This window comes from Arthrobacter sp. RT-1 (assembly GCF_003367205.1).
GTDB lineage: Bacteria > Actinomycetota > Actinomycetes > Actinomycetales > Micrococcaceae > Arthrobacter.
The window spans coordinates 270,645-288,139 of the sequence record NZ_QRGQ01000007.1 but is presented as its reverse complement, the minus strand read 5'-3'; the positions used below and the strand labels follow the sequence as shown (position 1 = coordinate 288,139).

At 65.9% G+C, this 17,495-nt stretch carries 16 protein-coding genes and 1 tRNA gene; 10 read left to right on the top strand and 7 right to left on the bottom strand.

Features of this window, described 5'->3' with window-relative positions:
- Positions 1-28: 28 nt before the first annotated feature.
- The 3 genes from DXK94_RS08865 (at position 29) to DXK94_RS08855 (ending at position 2,495) form a co-directional block, all read left to right on the top strand.
- Positions 29-709, top strand: a complete 681-nt coding sequence (locus DXK94_RS08865) for a 1-acyl-sn-glycerol-3-phosphate acyltransferase (RefSeq protein ID WP_181884782.1) — start codon at positions 29-31, stop codon at positions 707-709.
- A 10-nt stretch (positions 710-719) separates the two neighbouring features.
- Positions 720-2,270, top strand: coding sequence for a ribosome biogenesis GTPase Der (der, locus tag DXK94_RS08860; protein ID WP_079597199.1), 1,551 nt, complete (start codon positions 720-722; stop codon positions 2,268-2,270).
- 148 nt (positions 2,271-2,418) lie between these two features.
- Positions 2,419-2,495: transfer RNA gene (locus tag DXK94_RS08855), tRNA-Pro, on the top strand.
- 91 nt (positions 2,496-2,586) lie between these two features.
- Here DXK94_RS08855 and DXK94_RS21230 read toward each other — a convergent pair.
- Together DXK94_RS21230 and DXK94_RS08850 are read right to left on the bottom strand one after the other, a co-directional pair.
- Positions 2,587-2,931 carry a hypothetical protein gene (locus DXK94_RS21230; protein WP_147294369.1) on the bottom strand — a complete coding sequence of 115 codons (345 nt, stop codon included), beginning with the start codon at positions 2,929-2,931 and terminating at the stop codon, positions 2,587-2,589.
- A gap of 432 nt (positions 2,932-3,363) precedes the next feature.
- On the bottom strand, positions 3,364-4,233 hold the full coding sequence (locus DXK94_RS08850) for an Fpg/Nei family DNA glycosylase (RefSeq protein ID WP_115524673.1): 870 nt from the start codon (positions 4,231-4,233) through the stop codon (positions 3,364-3,366).
- Positions 4,234-4,398: 165 nt separating this feature from the next.
- On the opposite strand from DXK94_RS08850, the gene gcvH reads away from it, so the two are divergent.
- The 5 genes from gcvH to DXK94_RS08825 all read left to right on the top strand — a co-directional run bounded on the left by gcvH (position 4,399) and on the right by DXK94_RS08825 (position 7,486).
- On the top strand, positions 4,399-4,785 hold the full coding sequence (gcvH, locus tag DXK94_RS08845; protein ID WP_079597196.1) for a glycine cleavage system protein GcvH: 387 nt from the start codon (positions 4,399-4,401) through the stop codon (positions 4,783-4,785).
- Positions 4,786-4,940: 155 nt separating this feature from the next.
- Positions 4,941-5,417, top strand: coding sequence for an FHA domain-containing protein (locus tag DXK94_RS08840; protein WP_079597195.1), 477 nt, complete (start codon positions 4,941-4,943; stop codon positions 5,415-5,417).
- Between the two features lie 23 nt (positions 5,418-5,440).
- Positions 5,441-6,157, top strand: a complete 717-nt coding sequence (locus DXK94_RS08835; protein WP_079597194.1) for a MerR family transcriptional regulator — start codon at positions 5,441-5,443, stop codon at positions 6,155-6,157.
- Positions 6,157-6,660, top strand: a complete 504-nt coding sequence (locus tag DXK94_RS08830) for a bifunctional nuclease family protein (protein ID WP_079597193.1) — start codon at positions 6,157-6,159, stop codon at positions 6,658-6,660. Before DXK94_RS08835 ends, DXK94_RS08830 begins: the two co-directional genes overlap by 1 nt.
- 232 nt (positions 6,661-6,892) lie before the next feature.
- Positions 6,893-7,486: a MerR family transcriptional regulator gene (locus tag DXK94_RS08825; protein WP_009358601.1), complete on the top strand. Its 594-nt coding sequence runs from the start codon at positions 6,893-6,895 to the stop codon at positions 7,484-7,486.
- Between the two features lie 64 nt (positions 7,487-7,550).
- On the opposite strand, the gene DXK94_RS08820 is transcribed toward DXK94_RS08825, so the two are convergent.
- Positions 7,551-8,369: a ParA family protein gene (locus DXK94_RS08820; RefSeq protein ID WP_115524672.1), complete on the bottom strand. Its 819-nt coding sequence runs from the start codon at positions 8,367-8,369 to the stop codon at positions 7,551-7,553.
- Positions 8,370-8,670: 301 nt separating this feature from the next.
- On the opposite strand from DXK94_RS08820, the gene DXK94_RS08815 reads away from it, so the two are divergent.
- A complete protein-coding gene (locus tag DXK94_RS08815) occupies positions 8,671-12,069 on the top strand; it encodes a pyruvate carboxylase (RefSeq protein WP_115524671.1) in 3,399 nt (1,132 codons plus the stop codon).
- An 80-nt stretch (positions 12,070-12,149) separates the two neighbouring features.
- Here the strand turns inward: DXK94_RS08815 and DXK94_RS08810 are convergent, their stop codons facing one another.
- On the bottom strand, positions 12,150-13,958 hold the full coding sequence (locus tag DXK94_RS08810; RefSeq protein ID WP_115524670.1) for a long-chain fatty acid--CoA ligase: 1,809 nt from the start codon (positions 13,956-13,958) through the stop codon (positions 12,150-12,152).
- A gap of 297 nt (positions 13,959-14,255) precedes the next feature.
- Here DXK94_RS08810 and DXK94_RS08805 point away from each other — a divergent pair, with 297 nt between their 5' ends.
- Positions 14,256-15,230 carry an ROK family glucokinase gene (locus tag DXK94_RS08805; protein ID WP_258868490.1) on the top strand — a complete coding sequence of 325 codons (975 nt, stop codon included), beginning with the start codon at positions 14,256-14,258 and terminating at the stop codon, positions 15,228-15,230.
- Positions 15,231-15,291: 61 nt separating this feature from the next.
- Here the strand turns inward: DXK94_RS08805 and DXK94_RS08800 are convergent, their stop codons facing one another.
- Genes DXK94_RS08800 through DXK94_RS08790 form a run of 3 tightly spaced genes read right to left on the bottom strand, consistent with a single transcriptional unit; the run spans position 15,292 to position 17,484 of the window.
- Positions 15,292-15,894, bottom strand: coding sequence for a hypothetical protein (locus tag DXK94_RS08800; RefSeq protein WP_115524668.1), 603 nt, complete (start codon positions 15,892-15,894; stop codon positions 15,292-15,294).
- Positions 15,881-16,699 carry a carboxylesterase gene (locus DXK94_RS08795; RefSeq protein WP_115524667.1) on the bottom strand — a complete coding sequence of 273 codons (819 nt, stop codon included), beginning with the start codon at positions 16,697-16,699 and terminating at the stop codon, positions 15,881-15,883. The genes DXK94_RS08800 and DXK94_RS08795 overlap by 14 nt, the downstream gene beginning before the upstream one ends.
- Positions 16,696-17,484, bottom strand: a complete 789-nt coding sequence (locus DXK94_RS08790) for a carboxylesterase (RefSeq protein WP_079597186.1) — start codon at positions 17,482-17,484, stop codon at positions 16,696-16,698. The genes DXK94_RS08795 and DXK94_RS08790 overlap by 4 nt, the downstream gene beginning before the upstream one ends.
- Positions 17,485-17,495: the final 11 nt, after the last annotated feature.

The window sequence follows — 17,495 nt, the reverse complement described above, 5'->3', positions numbered from 1 at the left end:
CAGGCCCGGCGTGCCTTCCGGCTGGACCATGGCCTGGAGCCGGCCTGTGGGCTGGGCCCTGGACCATCTCGTCTACCGGACATCGGTGACCGGAAAGGCCAACGTCCCCACCGGGGGACCGGTGATCTTCGCCGGCAACCACATCAGCTTCCTGGACGGGCCCATAATGTTCGGCGCCTCGCCGCGGCCCATGCACATCCTGGTCAAGCAGGAGATGTTCAAGGGATTCCTGGGCAGGGTGCTGACCGCTTCCGGGCAGCTGCCCGTGGACCGGCAGGGTGACCGGGCTGCGCTGCAGCGCAGCAAGGACCTCCTCGCCGCCGGCCGTTGCGTCGGAATCCTCCCTGAAGGAACCCGGGGGAGCGGTGAAGCCTCCGATATCAACGGCGGGGTAGCCTGGCTTGCCCTGAATTCCGGAGCGCCGGTAGTACCCGTGGCCATCCTGGGGACCCGGGCCGGGGACGAGCACCTTGACTTTGTGCCGCGGCCCGGCAGGCGGTTCCATGTCAGCTTCGGAACCGCCCTTACATTGGGCCGCCGGGCCGGGGAAAGCGGCCGTGCTTCAATGGACAGGGCGGCGCAGGAGATCCGCGCAGCGCTGGCCGGGCACGTCCGGGATGCCATCCAACTCAGCGGGCAGCCCCTGCCTTTCGCTGAAACCTCCAAAGACTTAACAGCAGTAGCCGGGACGCCGGCAGATGACCACTAAGGACAGTGCAATGAGCGATACGACTCAAACCCCCGGCCATTCCGGCGCCGGCGAAGACGAATACACGCCCACGGGCACCGACCAGGTTGCCGAACGGCTGGCGGCCATTGACGACGACGAGGCTGAGCTCCGCGCGGCCTCCCTCCGGGCAGGCCTGGAGGACTACGACCTCGACGAGGACGACGCCGCGCTGCTCAGCGGGGAATACGGCGACGAGGACTTCGACGGCCCCGTCAAGCTCGATCCTGTGCTGGCCATCATCGGGCGCCCCAACGTGGGCAAGTCCACCCTGGTCAACCGCATCCTGGGCCGCCGCGAAGCCGTGGTGGAGGACACTCCCGGCGTGACCCGCGACCGCGTCATGTACTCGGCGAGCTGGAACGGCCGCAACTTCACCCTGGTGGATACCGGCGGCTGGGAGCACGATGCCCGCGGTATCCACGCCCGGGTCGCCGAGCAGGCCGAGATGGCCGTTGAACTCGCTGACGCCGTCCTCTTCGTCGTCGACTCGGCCGTCGGTGCCACGGCTACCGATGAAGGCGTGATGAAGATGCTGCGCCGCAGCAAGAAGCCGGTCATCATGGTGGCCAACAAGGTGGACGACTTCGCGCAGGAGGCGGACTCCGCGGCTCTGTGGGGCCTGGGCTTCGGCGAGCCGTACCCGGTCTCGGCGCTCCATGGCCGCGGGGTGGCGGACCTGCTGGACCACGTCATGGACGTGCTGCCCGAATTCTCGACCATTGAGGGGCTGGAACGCTCCGGCGGTCCGCGCCGCATCGCACTCATCGGCCGCCCGAACGTGGGCAAGTCCTCGCTGCTGAACAAGCTGGCCGGGACTGAGCGCGTGGTGGTGGACAACACTGCCGGAACCACCCGCGACCCCGTGGACGAATTCATCGAACTGGGTGGCCGCACCTGGCGCTTCGTGGACACCGCCGGCATCCGCCGCCGCCAGCATATGGCGCAGGGCGCTGACTACTACGCCTCGCTGCGGACGCAGGCCGCGCTCGAAAAGGCGGAGGTCGCCGTCGTGCTTCTCGCCGTTGATGAGGTCCTCAGCGAGCAGGACGTCCGGATCCTCCAACTGGCCATCGAGTCCGGCCGTGCCATGGTCCTGGCGTTCAACAAGTGGGACCTGCTCGACGACGAACGCCGCCGCTACCTCGAGCGCGAAATTGAGCAGGACCTGGCGCACGTGGAGTGGGCGCCGCGCGTCAACATTTCGGCAAAGACCGGCTGGCACAAGGACCGCCTGGTGCCGGCGCTGGACCTGGCCCTGGAGAACTGGGACAAGCGCATTGCCACCGGCCGCCTGAACGCCTTCCTGGGCGAGTTGGTGGCCGCGCACCCGCACCCGGTCCGCGGCGGAAAGCAGCCCCGCATCCTCTTCGGCACCCAGGCCTCGAGCCGTCCGCCCAAGTTCGTGCTGTTCACCACCGGTTTCCTGGACCCAGGCTACCGCCGGTTCATCACCCGCCGGCTGCGGGAAACCTTTGGCTTCGAGGGCACACCCATCGAAGTCAGCATGCGTGTGCGGGAAAAGCGGGGCAAGAAGCGTTAATTGCGACACACCAGGGCCCAGAATCCCGGAAAGTGTCACAGGCACCCTCTTGGATCGTGTAAGCTCTTCTAGGTGGTTCGGCCGGACTGCTGGTGGAAATCCTCGGGGGAATCCTTGGATGAAGCACAGCGGAGAACGGCGGAACTAACGGGCTGTAGCGCAGCTTGGTAGCGCACTTGACTGGGGGTCAAGGGGTCGCAGGTTCAAATCCTGTCAGCCCGACCAAAAAGCCGCTTTCCGGTATTACCGGAAAGCGGCTTTTGGCATTTCAGCCGTTGTTGGGCGAGTCGCGCGATACACCCCCAACGCTTGGCAATCAGCGGTTGACGAATACTACGATCACAACGTACTTCCAGTCTCCGCGATGATCCTTGTAGTACACGCGCTGGTGGCGGTGGTCGCAGTCCCTGTCATACCGGCCATCACGCTGATGTGAGTAATGATTGTGATGATGGCGGGCATCGTGGTTGTGACACTTCCGGTCACGGTCACGGTCGCGGTCGCGGTCGCGGTCGTTATCCCTCCGGTCCCTGTCCTGATAAGACCCATGACGGTCATTGTCGCCGTTGGCTAGAGCGGGACCTGCTGCCACAGCCGCTCCACCAAAGGCCAGGCCTGTGGCGAGGACAGTTGAGCCGAGAAGGCGGGATACTTTGTTCATTGCATTTCCTTAGGTGATCGCATGATCGATACCGCAGGAACGGGTGAGCCGGCAGAGTGGGCATGGCTTTGGTTAGGCGCGGTCCACTCCGTTGTTGACTCGCCTGTCTACGGTTTTGTCCCAAGCCCGATCGGCGCTCCAAGAGCAGCACCATGCTTGAGGGTGCCAGCGCCGGCGTCAGAGTGCACCTGATACTTCCCCCGGTGCATCGCTGCGGGGCGCTGTGGTGATGACTGAACACATGCAAAAGGCCCAGATAGGCACTCTGTGTGAGGAATGAGCGCCGGTTTCTGGACCCTCACGTAATCAGCTCCGTCCGCCCGTTTGATGTGCTGGGGCGTCGTGTTTTCCACGATAGTGAGGCGTACCCCGGGTGTGAAGACCTCTGACTGTAATAGGGGAGGCTCCGGCAAAAAAAGGGGGGTGTTGTTTCTATTTCAGGAACTTCGAGGTCCGGCGGTCCGCGAGGATCTTGCCCTTGGTCTGGCACGTGGGGCAGTACTGCAGCGCCGTGTCGGCAAAGGAGACCTCCCGGACCGTGTCCCCGCATACCGGACAAGGCTGGCCGGTCCTGGCATGGACGCGCATGTGGCTTCGCTTCACGTCCTTGAGGTCCTTGGGCGGCTTGCCGCTGGCTTCGGCCAGCGCAGTGCCGAGGATGTCATGGATGGCGTCGTACAGGACCTGCACCGTCTCCCGGTCCAGGGACTTGGCCGGGGCGAAGGGCGAAATCCGGGCCGCATGCAGGATCTCGTCGCTGTAGGCGTTGCCGATTCCGGCGATCACGCTCTGGCTCCGCAGGAGCCCCTTGATCTGCTGCGAACTGCCGCCGAGGATCTCCGCCAGCATGCCGACGTCGAACGCTTCAGCGAAGGGGTCCGGCCCCAGCGTGGCGATGCCCGGAACTTCCTGCGGGTCCCGCACCACATAAATGGCCAGGCTCTTTTTCGTCCCGGCTTCCGTAAGGTCAAAACCCCGGTCACCTTCCGCCCCCGCGAAAACGAGCCGGGCCGCGATGTGGCCGTTGCCCATCTTCAACTGTCCGGCCGCGGGGGAGTCCGTGAAGCGGATCCACCCTGCCTTGGCCAGATGGAACACAAACGAGATGCCACCGGTGTCAATGCTGATGAACTTTCCAAACCGCTGCACGCCGGTCACGGTGCGGCCCTCCATCGCCGTGAAGGGCGGATCAGCCGTCTTGAGCACGGCGAAGGATGCAATCTGCAGTTTGGCCACGACACAGCCCTGCAGTTGTTCGTTCAAAAACCCGGCCAGACCGGCCACTTCGGGAAGTTCCGGCATGGCTTACCTGCCTGGCCCCGGGCATCCGGCATCAATGCGCGCGCTCATGCGACCCATCTTGTCAGAATCCCCGCTGAACGCCCCGGCAGATGTGCCTATACTTTCAGCGGCGGCCTGTTCCCGGGCCCCAGTGACCCAGGTGTTTGACCCGATGAAAGGCCCCCGATGAGCAACATTCCCGAAGACCTGTCCTACACTGCTGAACATGAGTGGGTAACTGCCCCCAATGCCGACGGCGTGGTCCGCGTGGGCATTACCGACTTCGCCCAGGACGCGCTTGGAGATGTTGTTTACGCCCAGATGCCGGAAATCGGCACCAAGATTACGGCAAACGAAGTGGTGGGTGAAGTCGAGTCCACCAAGAGCGTCAGCGATATCTACGCCCCGGTTTCCGGCGAAGTAGTGGCCCGCAACGAGTCCCTGGACACTGATTCGGCCCTGATCAACACTGATCCGTACGGCGACGGCTGGTTGATTGAGGTCAAACTCGCCGAAGCTGACGCCGTTGACTCGTTGCTCAGTGCATCCGAGTACGAACAACAGGTAGGCTAAAGCTAACCGGTACATCCGGTCCGGCCCCGCGTCGCAGGCAGGACGTCTTCGCACGTCAGCGGCCGGATGGGGAGCCGGCGCCGGACCTGCTGAGCGGGCCGGAGGGTAAACGTTGGCTGCAGGCCCAGGGGCTGCAGCGGGAAGAGGAGGAATCCATGGCTGGCCACAGACAGAACCCTGCCGATGGGGAATACGGCTCGGGTGCGGCTAAGGCGTCGGAGACCACCTCCATCCATCTCACTCCGGTCACCGATGAACCCACCATCGCCCCCAAGCTTTCCTCCGATGAGCGCAGCTCCGTTGAGGCACTGCCGGCCGGATCTGCCCTTCTCGTTGCGCACAGCGGGCCGAACGCCGGCGCCCGCTTCCTGCTCGACTCCGACGTCACCACGGCCGGCCGCCACCCGGACGCCGATATCTTCCTCGATGACGTCACGGTATCCCGCCGGCATGTGGAGTTCCGCCGGACTGCCCGGAGCTTTGAAGTGGTGGACAAGAACAGCCTGAACGGCACCTACGTCAACCACGACCGCGTTGACAGTGTTGAGCTCAAGAACGGCAGCGAAGTCCAGATCGGCAAGTTCCGCCTCACCTTCTACCTGAGCCCTGCCAGTGCTGCAGGCCGCGGCTGAACCGGGGACCGCTGCCTGTGGCAATGGCACAACCGGAACGCCGGGGACCGCAGGTTCTCAACATCGGCGAAGTCCTCGCGCAGCTCAGCGGCGACTTCCCGGGCATGACTGCGTCCAAGATCCGCTTCCTCGAAGAAAAGGGGCTGATTAACCCGCGGCGTACGCCTGCGGGTTACCGGCAGTATTCCGACGGCGACGTGGAACGGCTGCGCTTCGTGCTGGCCCTGCAGCGGGACCAGTACCTCCCCCTGAAAGTCATCAAGGACTACCTTGACGCCATCGACAGGGGAGAGCGGCCGGAAAACCTTCCGCCCGGCGTCGTGGTGTCCCCGCGCATCGTCTCCGACGAACTGGCGGCCGAGCTGCAGAACCGCGGGCGCAGGCTCACGGAGGAGCAGCTGCGCACGGAGTCCGGCGCCAGTGTGCCCCTGCTGCAGGCGCTCCTGGACTTCGGACTGATCAGCCACAGCAACGGCCAGTTCGACGAACATGCCCTCCAGGTGGCGCGCGCCTGTGTACAGCTTGAGGGCCATGGGCTGGAACCCCGCCACCTGCGGCCTTTCCAGGCCGCGGCGGAACGGGAATTCGGCCTGGTGGAACGCGCGGTGGCGCCGCTTGCTTCCCGCAAGGACTCTGCCTCCCAGGCACGGGCCGCCGAGGCCGCCCGTGAAATCAGCGACCTCTGCCTCACCCTGCACCGGGCTCTGGTGCAGGACCACATCTCACGCATGGACATCTGATGATTGAAGTCGAGATTGTAGGCGTTCGGATCGAACTGCCTTCCAACCAGCCGCTGGTCCTGCTGCGGGAGATGCACGGGGAACGCCATGTCCCCATTTGGATCGGCACTCCGGAAGCCAGCGCCATTGCGCTGGCGCAGCAGGGCGTTGTCCCGCCCCGCCCCATGACCCATGACCTCCTGGTGGATGTGGTGGAATCCCTGGGCCACTCCGTGGTCAGCGTCAACATCGTGGCTGTCGAAGACAACATCTTTTATGGGCAGCTGCAGTTTGAAAACGGCACCACCGTGAGCTCCAGGGCTTCCGATGCGCTGGCGATAGCCCTCCGCGCGAAGTGCCGGATCTGGTGCGCCGATTCAGTGATGGAAGAGGCCGGGGTGCGGATCACCGAGCACGACGAGGGTGAGGACACCGAGCCGGGCCCCACGGTGGACGAAGAACGCGAGCTGCGCCGCTTCCGCGAGTTCCTGGACGACGTGGAGCCCGAGGACTTCGATGGCTGAGGTCACGTTAAGGTTAAAGTTGAGGGTGAAAGTTTCGACACGCCCTGCCAAAGGCCCCGGGGTCTTTGACCTTGGGACCTGCCGGGCCTAACGTCGAAGTATCAAGTTCCCATTGCTTACGGCAGCCGCGCAAGTCACACTGGAAAGTGCGCCCCGCGAAAATTACATGCATGGTCTTCATGCCAAGGCTGCTGCAGGTGTTCCCCGGGAGCGTACGACAAGGAGGATCCAGGTGAGTCCCAAAGGCGAAGCAGGCGGGCTTAAACAGCCCACGGCTGGTGTTGCTGTGCCCGCGAGTGGTGCCCAGGGCCTCCTGTTTACCGAGGACCTCCCGGTACTGGATGAGGACGCCGGCTACCGCGGACCCACTGCCTGCAAGGCGGCAGGCATCACCTACCGGCAGCTGGACTACTGGGCACGTACCGGACTCGTGGAACCCGCTGTGCGCGGCGCCGCCGGTTCCGGATCGCAGCGGCTGTACGGCTTCCGCGACATCCTTGTCCTCAAGGTGGTCAAGCGCCTCCTGGACACTGGCGTTTCCCTTCAGCAGATCCGCACGGCCGTTGAGCACCTGCGCGAACGCGGTGTGGAGGACCTCGCGCAGATCACCCTGATGAGCGACGGCGCGAGTGTCTACGAGTGCACCTCGGCCGATGAGGTCATCGACCTCGTCCAGGGCGGACAAGGAGTCTTCGGCATCGCCGTGGGCCGGGTGTGGCGCGAAGTTGAAGGCAGCCTCGCCTCACTGCCCAGCGAACACGCCGCGGAGCAGTCCTTTCCGGACGACGAATTGAGCAAGCGGCGGGCAGCACGCAAGATCAGCTGACCGTATATACGGCAGAAGCCGCTCTCCCTCCGGAGGGCGGCTTCTGCCGTTAAGTCTGGACTTCCTACCGCGTGCGGCTGCGCAACCCGCTGCCCACAGCCATCATGTTGGCCAGCAGCTCGTCAAAGAGTGCCGCCGCAGACTTGGCGGAGTCGCCCGGCCAATGGTGCACCGGATGGGCAGCCCCCTGGATCTGCTGCCAGTTCGCCTGCTCCGGGATGCGGGGGCTCAGGAGGAGTTCGCCAAACATGGACTCCATCTCGGCGAGCCGGTACGTGTGCTCGGAGGAACCCGTCCGGACCCGGTTGGCCACGATGCCGGCAGGGGAGAGGTTGGGGGCGAACTCCTGGCGGAACAGCTGTATGGCGCGCATGGTGCGTTCCGTTCCGGCCACGGAGAAGAGTCCCGGCTCGGCCACGAGCGCCACTTTGTCGCTGGCGGACCACGCCATGCGGGTCAGCCCGTTGAGTGACGGCGGGCAGTCGATCAGGACGAGGTCGTAGTTGTCCGCACCCGCCAGGACGGTGGAGAGGCGCCGCAGGTCACGGCGGCCGAGGTCGGGGCGGTCGTAGATTCCCGTGTAGGCGGAGCCGACGGCGACGTCCAGGACGGCGGGTCCGGAACCGTTGGTGTGGGCCCGCACTGTCCAGCTGCTGCCTACCACGTTGTCGGCCAGCTTGGCGCGGCGGGGGCTTTTCAGCATCCTGCCGATGTCCAGCTGGTCGCCCGGCTGGACGCCCAGGGCGGTGGTTGCGTCCGCATGGGGGTCGAGGTCCACCACCAGTGTGCGGACGCCCGCGGCCAGCGCCGCAGACGCCAATCCTGTGGTGACGGAAGTCTTGCCGACTCCACCCTTAAGGCTGCTGATGCTGACTACTTGCACTTGAGAGACCAAAACCTAACGCCGGATGCCGTGTTGGGAGTAATGTTTGCTCCGGCAGAGCCGAAGCCGGACGGTCCTGCCGCCCTACTCATCATATGTGGATGCGTCGGCGAATCCTGCTTTACGGGGAGTCGGCATGGCATCGGCTGTGCTGCCGGGGCGCTTTCCGCCGGGCCTGGGGAAAGCGATCGGGACATGACGGGGAAATCTGTGATGGTGGCCACAAAGATTTGTGTTTGTCCTTGGAGGTCCTAGACACTGTGACCACTCACCGATCCACCCGCAATGATGCAGGAGAAGTATGTTTTCCAAAGTTCTGGTGGCCAACCGCGGCGAAATCGCGATCAGGGCCTTCCGCGCCGGCTACGAGCTGGGCGCCAAGACCGTTGCCGTTTTTCCAAATGAGGACAGGAACTCTATCCACCGCCAGAAGGCGGACGAGGCCTACCTGATTGGCGAGGAAGGGCATCCCGTCCGGGCATACCTGGACGTTGCCGAGGTGATCCGCGTGGCCAAGGAGTCCGGCGCGGACGCCATCTACCCCGGCTACGGTTTCCTTTCGGAAAACCCCGATCTGGCACGTGCGGCCAAGGAAGCCGGCATTACCTTCGTCGGCCCTCCTGCTGAGGTGCTGGAGCTTGCCGGCAACAAGGTGGCGGCCCTTAAGGCTGCCCGTGACGCGGGTGTTCCCGTCCTGAAGTCCAGTGCGCCGTCGAAGGACCTCGACGAGCTGCTGGCAGCGGCGGACGAGATCGGTTTCCCCATTTTCGCCAAGGCAGTGGCCGGCGGCGGTGGCCGCGGCATGCGCCGGGTTGATACCCGCGAAGCGCTCCCCGAGGCACTGAAGTCCGCCATGCGTGAAGCGGATGCTGCGTTTGGCGATCCCACCATGTTCCTGGAGCAGGCTGTCCTGCGCCCCCGCCACATCGAGGTGCAGATCCTGGCCGATGCCGAGGGCAACGTCATGCACCTGTTCGAGCGGGACTGCTCCATCCAGCGGCGGCACCAGAAGGTCATCGAGATCGCCCCCGCCCCGAACCTGGACGAGAACATCCGGCAGGCCCTCTACCGGGACGCCGTTAAGTTCGCCCAGGCGCTGAACTACGTTAACGCGGGCACCGTCGAGTTCCTCGTGGATACCGTGGGTGAGCGGGCAGGCCAGCACGTGTTCATTGAAATGAACCCGCGCATCCAGGTGGAGCACACCGTCACCGAAGAGGTTACGGACGTTGACCTGGTGCAGGCACAGATGAGGATCGCCGCCGGTGAAACGCTGGCGGACCTTGGGCTCTCCCAGGACACGGTCAAGCTGCGCGGCGCCGCGCTGCAGAGCCGCATCACCACCGAGGACCCCGCGAACGGCTTCCGCCCCGACGTTGGAAAGATCACCGGCTACCGGTCCGCCGGCGGTGCTGGCGTACGGCTCGACGGCGGCACGGTTTACTCGGGTGCCGAGATCAGCCCCCACTTCGACTCCATGTTGGTCAAGCTGACCTGCCGCGGCCGGGACTACCCGGCCGCCGTGGCACGGGCACGCCGCGCCCTTGCAGAGTTCCGTATCCGCGGTGTGTCCACCAACATCTCCTTCCTGCAGGCGGTGCTGGACGATGCCGATTTCATCGCAGGCGACGTCGCCACCAACTTCATCGACGAACGCCCGCAGCTGCTGAAGGCGAGGGTTTCCGCGGACCGCGGTACCAAGCTCCTCACCTGGCTGGCCGAGGTCACCGTCAACAAGCCCAACGGCGAACTGACGGTCCACTCCAACCCGGCCGACAAGCTTCCGTCCGTCAAGGGGAAGCAGGCCGCGCCCGGTTCCCGGCAGCGGCTCCTGGAGCTGGGGCCGGAAGGCTTCGCCAGGGCTCTTCGTGAGCAGAACGCCGTCGCGGTTACCGACACCACTTTCCGGGACGCGCACCAGTCGCTCCTGGCCACCCGTGTCCGTACCCGCGACCTTGTGGCCGCAGGCCCTGCTGTCACCGCGCTCCTGCCGGAACTCTTGTCCGTCGAGGCATGGGGCGGCGCCACCTACGACGTCGCGCTGCGCTTCCTGGGCGAAGACCCGTGGGACCGCTTGGCGGCGCTGCGCACCGCACTTCCGAACGTGTGCCTGCAGATGCTGCTCCGCGGCCGCAACACCGTGGGCTACACGCCGTACCCGGAAGAGGTCACCGAGGCCTTCGTCAATGAGGCCGCCGCAACCGGCATCGATATCTTCCGCATCTTCGACGCGCTCAACGATGTCAGCCAGATGGCGCCGGCCATCCGGGCTGTCCGGGCAACGGGCACCGCCGTCGCCGAAGTGGCGCTCTGCTACACAGGCGACATGCTGGACCCCAACGAGACGCTCTACACGCTGGACTACTACCTCGAGCTCGCGCAGAAGATCGTCGACGCCGGCGCGCACATCCTTGCCATCAAGGACATGGCAGGCCTGCTGCGGCCCGCTGCCGCAGCCAAGCTCGTTGCCGCACTTCGGGACCGCTTCGACCTGCCGGTCCACCTGCACACCCACGACACCGCGGGCGGCCAGCTGGCCACCTTGCTGGCTGCCGTGGACGCCGGTGTGGACGCCGTGGATGTTGCCTCCGCTTCCCTGGCCGGAACCACCAGCCAGGTCTCGGCGTCGGCGTTGGTCGCAGCGCTGGAACACACGCCACGGGACACCGGCCTCAGCCTGGCTGCGGTCAGCTCGCTGGAACCGTACTGGGAGGCTGTCCGCCGCGTCTACGCGCCGTTCGAGTCGGGCCTTCCGGGCCCCACCGGCCGGGTCTACCAGCACGAGATCCCGGGCGGCCAGCTGTCCAACCTGCGCCAGCAGGCCATGGCGCTGGGGCTGGGGGAGCGCTTCGAGGCCATCGAGGACATGTACACGGCCGCTGACCGGATCCTTGGGCGCCTGGTGAAGGTGACACCGTCCTCCAAGGTGGTGGGCGACCTTGCCCTGCACCTGGTGGGCCTGAATGCGGACCCGGCGGACTTCAACGAGAACCCGCAGAACTACGACATCCCCGATTCCGTGATCGGGTTCCTGTCCGGCGAGCTGGGCGACCCTCCCGGAGGCTGGCCGGAACCCTTCCGCACCAAGGCCCTGCAGGGCAGGAGCGTGAAGGTCCGCGACGTCGAGCTCAGTGCCGAAGACAGCGCTGCGCTGAAGTCCGACTCCAAGACCCGCCAGCACACGCTGAACCGGCTGCTGTTCGAGGGCCCCACCAAGGACTACCTCAAGAGTGTCGAAACCTACGGCAACATCTCGGTTCTGGATACCCGTGACTACCTGTACGGGCTCCAGCGGGGCCAGGAGCACGAGATCACGCTGGAGCGTGGCGTGCGGCTGATCGCTTCCCTGGAGGCGGTCTCCGAGCCGGACGAAAAGGGCATGCGGACCGTGATGTGTACCCTCAACGGCCAGTCCCGGCCCGTAGTGGTGCGCGACCGTTCCGTGGTGAGCAACGTCAAGGCCGCAGAGAAGGCAGATCCGGCGCAGCCGGGCCACGTGGCTGCACCGTTCGCCGGCGCCGTCACCGTCACGGTCAAGACCGGTGACACCGTCAACGCCGGCGACACGGTGGCCACCATCGAGGCGATGAAGATGGAGGCATCCATCACGACGCCGGTGGGCGGCAGGGTTTCCCGCCTCGCCATCTCCGCGGTGGAGCAGGTGCAGGGCGGAGACCTGCTGCTGGTCGTGGAGCAATAGCCAAAAGCCAGTCAAGACGATGAACCAGTCAAAACAATGAAAGGGTCCTCCGCCAGGAGGACCCTTTCATCGTTTGCGGATCAGGAGCGGGGTGCCCCGTACATCTCCTCGATGACGGTCTCGAAGTCCTTCATCACCTGTGCGCGCTTCACCTTCATGGAGGGGGTCAGGTGCCCGGATGCTTCGGTGAAGTCGGCCGCCACGATCCGGAACGACTTGATGGCCTCGGCCTGGGAGACGGAGTTGTTGGCGGCGGTGATCAGGTCCTGCACTGCTGCCTTGACCACCGGGTTTGCCGCAGCGTCGGCCAGGGAGGTGTCGGCCGGCAGGTTGTGCCGCTGGAGCCAGCCCGGCAGGGCCTCCTGGTCCAGCGTGACCAGTGCGCCGATGAACGGCCGGTTGTCGCCAACCACCAGGACCTGCGACACCAGCGCATCGGCACGGATCTGGTCCTCCAGCAGCGCCGGGATCACGTTCTTGCCGCCGGCGGTGACGATGATCTCCTTCTTGCGGCCGGTGATCCACAGGAAGCCGTCGTCATCCAGCCGGCCAATATCCCCGGTGCGGAACCAGCCGTCGGAGAATGTCTCCGCCGTCAGGTCCTCACGCTTGTAGTAGCCGCGCATGACGCACGCGCCCTTGGCCAGGATCTCGCCGTCTTCGGCAATCCTGACGGCATTGCCGGGCAAAGGCTTGCCAACCGAACCAATCTTGATCCGGGACGGCGTGTTGACCGAGATGGGAGCCGTGGTTTCGGTCAGGCCGTAGCCTTCCAGCACCTGGAGCCCGATGCCCTGGAAAAAGTGGCCCAGCCGTTCACCAAGGGGACCGCCGCCGGAGACCGCGTGGGCAACGTGGCCGCCCATAGCGGCCCGCAGTTTGCCGTAGACCAGCTTGTCGAACAGGGCATGGCGCAGCTTCAGTCCCAGCCCCACATGGCCGGCCTGCCGCGCCTTGGAGAAGGCGATGGCGGTATCGGCCGCCTTGTGGAAGATGGCGCCCTTGCCGCCGTCCTCGGCCTTGGTCAGTGCCGAGTTGTACACCTTCTCGAACACCCGCGGCACGGCAAGGATGAAGGTGGGCTCGTAGCTCTGCAGGTCGGAGAGCAGGTTCTTGATATCAGGCGTGTGCGCCACGGTGGTTCCGGCTGCCATGGCCAGGACGGAGATGAACCGGGCGAAGACGTGTGCCAGGGGCAGGAACATGATGGTCTTGGCGTTCTCATGGACGATTTCGCCGATGATCGCGAGTGCATTGTCCGAAAGCTCCACGAAGTTGCCGTGGGTCAGTTCGCAGCCCTTGGGCCGGCCCGTGGTTCCGGACGTGTAGATGATGGTGGCGATATCTGCCAGCTTCGCCGAGGTGCGGCGGGTTTCCAGATCGTCATCGCTGACGCCGCTCCCGGCTTCCCGCAGGGCGTCAAGTCCGCCGCCCTCCAACTGCCAGACATGCTGGAGTGCGGTGAGGCCTTCGGCCGTCACGGCCTGCCGGATGACATTTTCGTGGTGGGCTGCCTCGCCGAAGGCGGCAACGGCGCCTGAGTCGCCAAGATTCCAGGCCACCTGAGAGGGCGAAGAGGTTTCGTAGATGGGGACGGAGACGCCGCCGGCGAACCAGATGGCGAAGTCCACCAACGCCCATTCGTAGCGCGTGCGGGACATGATGCCCACGCGGTCGCCGGCACCGACGCCGCTGGCGATGAGGCCTTTTGCCAGGGCTTTGACATCGGCAAGGAATTCGGTGGCGGAGATGTCCTGCCAGGCGCCGTTTGCGTCCAGCCGCGAGAACAGGGCCGGGTTGCTGGCCTTGTCCGCCTGCCGCAGCACCAGGTCGGTGATATTGGTTTCCGGTGGAACGACAACAAGAGGCGGAACACTGAATTCGCGCACTATAGCTCCTTTGATATCCGAAGTCCCGCTCAGGGGGTATGCCTAAAGACTAGTACGCCGCCGCGGGACCGTGCAGTATCTAAAGTTACTGGCGGGTAACTTTGCCGTCAATCGCCCTCCGGCCGCAACCGCGGCGGGGGTCCCGGCGCAGGGGCGGCGGAAAACCTAGAATTGGGAACTATGTACGCACAATCCTCCGGCGAGCAGGCCGGTCCCCTCAGCAGGCCCGCAGCGTGGAGGCGGCGGTCTGCCTCCTACCGGGCCGGAAGGAGGCAGGGTGACGGCTTTCGTGAACAGATGCGCCTTGGCCGGAAGGGCCTTGCGATCGGGATCGATATCGGCGGTACCAAGGTGGCGGCGGGAGTGGTGGATGCCGCCGGCACGATCCTGAGCGAGGCGCGCCGCTCCACGCCGGGCACCGACCCGCGGGCAGTGGAGCGCGTCATCGTGGACCTGGTGGAGGAGCTGGGCAGCGGGCACCGGATCCGCTCGGTGGGCATTGGCGCCGCCGGCTGGATGGACCTCGACGGCGGCACGGTGCTTTTCAGCCCGCACCTGGCCTGGCGCAATGAGCCCCTGAGGGCAAACCTGCAACACCTCCTGCGGCGCCCCGTGCTGCTGGCCAACGACGCCGACGCAGCCGCCTGGGCAGAGTGGCGTTTCGGGGCAGGGCAGGGCGAAGACCGGCTGGTCTGCATCACGCTGGGCACGGGAATCGGCGGCGCGATGGTCATGGACGGCAGGGTGGAGCGCGGGCGGTTTGGGGTAGCCGGCGAGTTCGGACACCAGGTCATCATGCCCGGCGGGCACCGCTGCGAGTGCGGCAACCGCGGGTGCTGGGAGCAGTACGCATCGGGCAACGCACTGGGCCGCGAAGCGAGGATCCTGGCCCGCAGCAACTCCCCGATGGCCCAGGACCTGCTGGGAGCAGTGGGCGGGCGCGCCGAGACCATCACCGGTGCCATCGTGACCGAACTGGCGTTGGCTGGTGACGCCGCCTCGCGGGAGCTTATTGAGGAAGTGGGGGAATGGCTTGGCCTCGGACTCGCCAACCTGGCCGCAGCGCTCGACCCTGGGCTGTTCGTTATTGGCGGCGGATTGTGCTCGGCCGGAGACCTGCTGGTGGAACCGGCGCAAAAGGCGTTCGCCCGGAACCTGACCGGACGCGGCTTCCGCCCGGCCGCGGGAATCCAGCTTGCCGCCCTCGGACCGAACGCCGGACTGATTGGTGCCGCCGACCTGTCACGGGTCAGCAGCAGGGTCCGTAGCTGACGCAACGGTCCGCTTGCCGGCGGCGCCGGGCAGAGGAGCATGCCCGGTCCGTTTGGCGACGCTAAACCCTGGCGCCGTCGTCGTCCTCGTCTTTTTCCTGGGGAAGCTTCATGATCAGGTACACCGTTCCCAGCACAAACGCAGCCACGATTCCCACGACGGCCAGCAGCGGCGCGGAACGCCAAAACATAGCCGAGAGCAGCAGTGCCACCGGCCCGCCCACGGCAGCCAGCCAGGCGAGCATGGTCAGCGGATCCGTGCCTGACAGGCTGGGAGGTTCCTCGGGGACGAAGGCGCCCTCGTCGTCGTCCACCCCGTAATCCCGCGGACCCGCCGGAGCTTCGGGTGCATCGGCGCCGTCCTCGCCTGTCCCGGCGCGGGACGCCTCACGTTCCGCTGCGGACAGTTCGGCCGGCGCTGCCCGGGCCAGGCCCAGGGGATCGAAGTCCCGGAACGAAGCCCTTCCCGGAGGGTCGGCGGGGCTGCCCGGTCCGGCCGGCGCGCCGGCGTCCGTTGTTCCGGGGCGTGAATCAGGTGCTGAATGGCGCGGGCCAGGGGAGGGGGAGTCTGCTTCCAGGCGCGCCACCAGGTCCAGCCAGACGGCATCGTCCTGGTTCGCGCCCTGGTCCTGGGAATCGGGGGATCCGGAGTCATGCCTGGTCATGCCGGGCCTCCTGGCCTGCCGCTGCCGGCGTTGTTGTCCCGGAGGGTTCGGCGGCAGGAAGCACGCGGCGGATGAAGTCCACCGAGCCCTGGAAAATCTGGTCGGCGTCGTTGTCCATCGTGGCCACGTGGTAGCTGTTGTTGAGCCTCACCAGTTCCAGGGGCGCATGCGTCAACCCGCGCCGCAGCGCAGCGATGCTCGTATCGGAGACAACGTGGTCCACCGTGGACCGGTACACCTGGACGGGAGCGGTAACCCGGGGGAGAAGCCGCACAGTGTCCTTGAACATCTTATTCAGCTCGTGGGCGGCGGCCACCGGCGTGCGCAGGTACGCGCCTTCGTCCATTCCCGCTTTGAGGATGTCGTTTGCGATGGCAGGGGTGGTCTTCATGACCAGCTTCAGGATCCCGGCCAGCGGGGCGCGGGGATCGTCGATGACCAGCCCGGGGTTTACCAGCACCACGCCGCTGACCGGCCTGGTGGCCGCAATCCGCAACGCCAGCGCACCGCCCATGCTCAACCCGGCGGCGAAGACGTGGTCGCATTCAGCCTCGAGTTCGAGGTACGCGTCGTCCAGGGCGCCGTGCCACTGCTGCCACCGTGTGCGGGAGAGGTCCTGCCAGCTGGTCCCGTGGCCGGGCAGCAGCGGCATCCGGACCGCGAAACCGGCCGCGGCAAAGGCATGGGCCCATGCACGGAGTCCATGGGGGCTTCCGGTGAAACCGTGCGAAAGGACCACGCCCGTCCGCGGCCCTTCACCGCTGGACATGCTGCTGAAGGGACTGTGGTCCGGGCTGGAGGTCATGGCGTCTCCGAAGTGCTGGTCTGGCGGGAATGGGCGCGGATGAATGCGCTGGACCTGGCAAAGATCTCCGGCGCGTCAACGTCCAGCGTAGCCACATGGCCGCTGCTATCAAGGCCAACCACTTCTTCAAGCCCCGCAGGAAGCCGTTGTCGAAGCATCTCAAGGGAGGTTGGCGGAACCACGGCGTCAGTCAGCGATTTGAACACCTGCACCGGTGCCGTGACGCCCGGCAGGCCACGGATGGCCGCCCCGAAGAGCTTCTTGAGCTCATGCACTGCCGAGAGCGGAGTGCGGGTGTAGTCACCATCCTCGGTGGCCGGCGCCGTCGTCTGTTCTTCCTGGAGGGGGATGGTGGTCCGTTGAAAGTATTTGAGGACCCCGATAACCCGGACCCGGCGGTCATAGAAACTCAGGCCGGGGTTGACCACTGAGACCCCTGCCACGCTGTGCCGGGACGCGGTCAGCAGGGCCACCGCCCCGCCCATGGACAGCCCCGCCACGAAACACGTGTCGGTCTGCGACTGGAGTTCCAGGAAGGCGGTTTCGTAGCTGCGGTACCACTCGGTCCAGCGCGTGCGGGCGAGCTGGCGCCAGTCGGTTCCGTGCCCGGGCAACAGCGGGACGGTCACGGCGTAACCCTGCCCCGCAAGGTGCTCCGCCCAGGGCATCACGCTGAGTGGACTGCCCGTGAAGCCGTGGCAGATGGCGACGCCAATCCGTGCGTTCGCCCCATGGCCCGGATAGCTGAAAGCGGCAGGACGGGGCGGGATGCTGCTTTCAGTCATGACTCCATCGT